The 1,947-nt window shown below is 40.2% G+C and carries 2 protein-coding genes; both read right to left on the bottom strand.

The window, feature by feature from the left end; translation table 11 throughout:
- Nucleotides 1–2 precede the first annotated feature (2 nt).
- Nucleotides 3–578: a DUF4276 family protein gene (locus tag F6K51_RS36475; protein ID WP_293030842.1), complete on the bottom strand. Its 576-nt coding sequence runs from the start codon at nt 576–578 to the stop codon at nt 3–5.
- Entirely contained in the window at nt 578–1,762 is a 1,185-nt protein-coding gene (locus F6K51_RS36470) for an AAA family ATPase (RefSeq protein ID WP_293030839.1), read from the bottom strand. Before F6K51_RS36470 ends, F6K51_RS36475 begins: the two co-directional genes overlap by 1 nt.
- Nucleotides 1,763–1,947: the final 185 nt, after the last annotated feature.

Here is a 1,947-nt window from a genome sequence, read left to right as displayed (position 1 = left end):
GGTCATGGTGATACCTCTAAGATCTGTTTAATACCTTTAATAAAGACTTGAAAACTGTGGGATGTATTGTCAGTTAAAGATAAATAGGGTGCAATTTTTTTAGAATGGATTCCTGGATAGTATTCCTCAACTAAACCTTTAAGCTCTTGTTTGGCAGAGTTAAGCTGATCGGGGTTACGGTATTTCTTTTTACTTTGTTGTTTACTGAGGCTATTAGGTTTCATGTTATAGGCTTTTTCGACTGCGGCTAAGTTTCCTAAGAACCAGGATTCTAATTCATGGCAGATGATCCGAATCATCACATTATTGGATTTTCCGGCAGTTTGACAAATTTCTAATAGTTCGGATTTGAGTTTTTTGCAATCATGGGAGTCTTGGTCATGGACGATAATGAATCTAGTGTCGGGACTATATTGAAAGGCTTTAATTTTTTTAGTAATAGATTTAAATAAGTCCTGTTTGCCTTGGTGGGGGATACAAAGATAGGTGATTTGATCGGGGATAATTTTCGGTAGGAGTTGATCTAAAACGTTTTTCATGGAGCGTTCTTCTAGCATAAAAATCAGGTCATAACTCATTAGGGGGCAACTCCTTCAAACCAGCCTTGATTCCATAGATAGCCAGGTAAGTCTCCAGCTTCAACTAGATTGACAAGGGTTGGATTATCTTTAGCCCTTGAAAATTTGGTGATCCCATGTTCTTTGGTGAGCCAAAAGATGCTCTCCAGGGGAACGGCATTTAAAAAGTCAGGGGAGTGGGTAGAGACAAAGACCTGGCCACCACGATTGGCATAACTGGCAAATTCTTCGGCGAGTTCATGTAAAAGGCTGGGGTAAAGTTGGTTTTCGGGTTCTTCGACACAGAGCAGGGGGTGAGGCTTAGGATCGAAGAGCAATATTAAATAGGCAAACATTTTCATGGTGCCATCGGAAACATAGCGATCGATAAAGGGGTCTTTAAAAGCTTCATCTTGAAATTTTAGGATTAGTCTGCCGTCTTCAGTATTTTTGGCTTCTACTTTGGAAATGCCGGGGACTCGCTCTTGCATTCGCTGGAGAATTTTCTCGAATATTTCGGGATGTTCTTGATAGATGTATTGGGCTACTAATGCCATATTATCTCCTGTGGGGGAGAGGTGTTCGGCATAGAATGCGTCTTTGCTGCCTCTAGCTTCATTGATATGAAAGTCGGAAACATGCCAGTTTTCGATCAGGGAACGAAAGGCACTGGCGGCTTTGAAGCGTTGGAATTGTCCTAAGCCTTTTATGGCTAAAATGTCGCTGGATTCAAGTTGTTGTTCTTCCCGTTGTAGTTTTGTGTCAGCTTGGTCAAAGTTTTCTTCGTTAAGAATAGCGTATCCTTTTCCTTTTCGAAAGTCTAGGAAATGAAAAGGTTTACCGTGTTCGCCACGTTTATAACGAAGAATTTCTCGTTTTATGAACGGTCGTCTCTTCTCCTGTCCAATGATCAAAATATAGGTAACAAGGCGCTCATTCTCTAGAATTTTCATACGGAACTGAAGTTCTATTTCGATATCTTCTTGCTCTTTCCCTCGGGTGATAACTTCATTGAAACCGCCACGAACTTGGAGAGCTTGACGAATATTATTTTTGAGAGCATCGTGGATAAAACCAAATATGTCAAATAGGGTTGATTTACCGGTACCGTTTGCACCAACGATAACAAAAAATGCGGGAATCTTTTTTATTTCCAGGTTTTCAAATACACGATAGTTTTTAATTTTTATGGTAAGGATTTTCATAGTCTATGATTTACCTAAACAAACATTTAAGGAGCATCCATCCCGGGAGCATGTCAAATTTGTAATTAGGTACATAGATCCCCCCTAACCCCCCTTAAAAAAGGGGGGAATTAGATTGAAAAGTCCCCCTTATTAAGGGGGATAATGGGGGATCTGAATCAGGGATTAACAAAACTGACATGCAC

The sequence above is a fragment of the Moorena sp. SIO3I8 genome (assembly GCF_010692325.1).
Taxonomy (GTDB): Bacteria; Cyanobacteriota; Cyanobacteriia; order Cyanobacteriales; family Coleofasciculaceae; genus Moorena.
The sequence above is the reverse complement of the archived record's forward strand: the minus strand, read 5'-3'. Positions and strand labels throughout refer to the sequence as shown.